Origin of the sequence: Streptomyces torulosus, assembly GCF_001419765.1 — a bacterium.
Taxonomy (GTDB): domain Bacteria; phylum Actinomycetota; class Actinomycetes; order Streptomycetales; family Streptomycetaceae; genus Streptomyces; species Streptomyces torulosus.
Window position 1 is genome coordinate 1 of record NZ_LIRK01000520.1, and the last position, 2,596, is coordinate 2,596.

3 protein-coding genes are annotated in these 2,596 nt (G+C 72.7%); 2 read left to right on the forward strand and 1 reads right to left on the reverse strand.

The window, feature by feature from the left end; all coding sequences use genetic code 11:
- Positions 1-156: 156 nt before the first annotated feature.
- The gene (locus tag AOK23_RS31820) at positions 157-354 is read right to left on the reverse strand and encodes a hypothetical protein (RefSeq protein WP_055716026.1); all 198 of its coding nucleotides are present in this window, start codon (positions 352-354) and stop codon (positions 157-159) included.
- A gap of 219 nt (positions 355-573) precedes the next feature.
- Between AOK23_RS31820 and mobF the strand changes: the two genes are divergently transcribed.
- Both mobF and AOK23_RS31830 read left to right on the forward strand, forming a co-directional pair.
- Positions 574-2,322 carry a MobF family relaxase gene (gene mobF, locus AOK23_RS31825; protein ID WP_079049822.1) on the forward strand — a complete coding sequence of 583 codons (1,749 nt, stop codon included), beginning with the start codon at positions 574-576 and terminating at the stop codon, positions 2,320-2,322.
- Positions 2,319-2,596, forward strand: a 278-nt coding sequence (locus AOK23_RS31830; protein ID WP_055716027.1) for a hypothetical protein, incomplete at its 3' end; no start/stop codon positions are given. The genes mobF and AOK23_RS31830, both read left to right, overlap by 4 nt.

The following is a 2,596-nucleotide window of genomic DNA, read 5'->3' on the forward strand; positions in this document are numbered from 1 at the left end:
ATTCTGAAACGATCAGTAAGGCCAGGCGATCGGTGGTGTGGTGTCAGCTCGGGTCGTCCGCGCGTGGACGGGCGCGCGGTGGTTGACGATGGACCCGCAGGTGGTGGCTTTCGTGGTGCGTGAGGTAGATGCGGCGCAGCATTCGCACGGCCGCCGTCAGCTCTCGTAGAGGGCGCGCATCATCTCGGCCCACTCCGGTGCGCGGGCCATGTCGCTGGCGCAGCTGTTGCAGTGCGGCACCCTGTCGGTCCGCGTGCGGTGTGGCTGGTTGGAGCGGACTTCGACGGTCGTGCGCAGCGTGAGGGGGCGGCGGCACAGCGGGCAGGGGTCTCCGTGGAGCAGTTCCTCGTTCATGCGGCGGACTGTGCACACGGCGGCGACTTACTGTCTCGGGCTGCCGGGGCGGCCCGCCTGGCGGGCGCTCCGGTAAAGACTTTGTGATGGCCTCCCGTCCGGCGGGAAGGACCCCGGATCGCGCTTTTTCGCAGGTCACCGCCGGGGTTTCATGGGTCGGTGATCAGCATGTCGGAGGTTCGCCCGGGGAACGGGTCGCGCTATCTCTTCCGCGGCGTGATGGTCGGCGACGGCCAACGCCCTGCGGGCAAGCCACTGCGCGCCGCCCAGGACGAAGCCGGTGTCCCGCCCGGCGTGTGGAAGGGCCGGGGCCTGGCTGCGGTCGGCCTCAAGGCCGGGGACGTGGTGACCGAGCGGCAGGCCGAACTGCTCCTGGGGGAAGGCCGGCACCCAGACGCCGACCGGATCGAGCGCGAGCTCCTGGCGCAGGGCAAGAGCCTGGCGCAGGCGAGGCGGGCGACCGTGCTGGGCAGGCCCATCGAGCACAACCGCTCACCCAAGACCGACAAGGCCAAGGAGCGCACCCCCTGGCTGGGCTTCGACCTGGTGTTCCGGCCCCCGCCGACGGCACACATCGCGTGGGCGCTGGGCGATGACAAGACCCGCCTGGTGCTGGAGCTGTGCCAGGACATTGCCCGGGACAAGACGCTGGCGTGGCTGGGGGATGAGGTCGCGGAGATCCGCTGGAAAGGCGGCGGCAAGCGCCGCGCCCGGGTCAAGGACGGGCTGATCGTCGCGGTGTTCCGGCACTACGAGTCGAGAGCTGCCGAGTCGAAGCCACTCCTCCACGATCATGCGGTGGTGACGGTCCGCGTCCGGCGGCCGGACGACAAGGGAACGTGGGGCAACCTGTCAGCGGACTCGCTGATGGCCCACATCGTCGCCGCCGACACCCTCTACATCCTCTACTTCATGGAGGAGGTGTCCGCCCGGCTCGGGTGGGCGTGGGAGCCGCGCGAGGTGACGCCCGGCCGCAGGCCCGTCATGGAGATCGCGGGCATCGACCAGCGGCTCATCGGCTGGCAGTCAACCCGCCGCCAGCAAATCGAGGACGCGCTGCCCGTCCTCACCGCCAAGTACGAGGAACGGCAGGGGCACCCGCCGGGGGATCGGGCCTCCTACGCGCTGGCCTGCCAGGCCGCCGACCAGACGCGCCCGCCCAAGCGCACGGAGCTGCTGTCGCTGACCGAGCTGCGTGAGCGATGGCGCGACTCGGCGATCCGGGCCTACGGCGCCGATGTCGTCGACCGGCTGGCGGAGCGGGCGCGGGCGGCGGCCGCGGCGGTGTGGGCGCGGGTGCGGCCGGTGGTCGACATAGCGCTGGCGGCCGTCGACGTCGTCGCCGTGGTGTACGTGATGCGCGGCGCGTTCAAGCGCCACCACCTGCTCGCCGAAGCCCGCCGCTACCTCTCCTACGTCCTGCGCGGCCGGCCCCACCAGGCGCGCCTGGACGAACAGATCGTGCAGACAGTCGTCGACGACTACACCCGCCCGGCCAGCCGACGGATGATGACCGCCGACCTGCGCGCCCTGTACCCGCGCGACACCGAGGACCAGGCCGTGCTGCGCCCACTGACCCGGAAGCGGTCCGCGCCCCAGTACGAGCGAGCCCGCCTCGCCGCCGGCGCCCTGGCCACCCGGGCCCATGCCGTGCGGCGTGCTGAGCGCCTGAGCTCCCGCACCCGGCCGCGCGCCGTCGCCGTGCCCGCCGCCTCGAGGTCGCACCCGCGGCCGTTCCACTCCGACCAGGAGGCCGTCCGCGTCCTGGAGCCGGAGACCGGCGTCGACAGGGTGGAGCAGACAGGCCGGAGCCTTGAGGCCGCCGCCAAGCTCCAGGACGGCAGCCGGGAGCGCGCCGTCGCCCACGGCCCCCGACCGCAGCCCGCCCCGGCGACGGCCCCGCCGCCGCACCCCCAGCAGCCCGGCACCCAGCACAGGCGGGGCCGGACCACAGGAGGAGTCGCGTGAGCACCCCGGAAGAACAACCCAGCCTTGATGACGCCCTCGCCCGCGCCCGCGCAGCCGCCAAGGACATATCCGCCGCGCTCGATGAGGACCAGGAGCCCGAGTCCGATGAGCCCCTGGGGTGGCAGCCGATCTGGAAGCGCCCCCGGAAGTCGAAGTCGAAGGCGGCGAAGAAGCAGGAGTTGCGCAAGCAGCGGCGGCGACTCCAGGACGCGGGAAGCGCCGCCGCGCAGTCGCGCCGGCCCCGGTCCCGGCAGAACCGGATCGGCAACGCGGC

Excerpts from the sequence above, each read along its gene's own strand:
- AOK23_RS31820 (WP_055716026.1), bottom strand. The coding sequence starts at position 354 with ATGAACGAGGAACTGCTCCACGGAGACCCCTGCCCGCTGTGCCGCCGC.
- mobF (WP_079049822.1), top strand. The coding sequence starts at position 574 with ATGGTCGGCGACGGCCAACGCCCTGCGGGCAAGCCACTGCGCGCCGCC.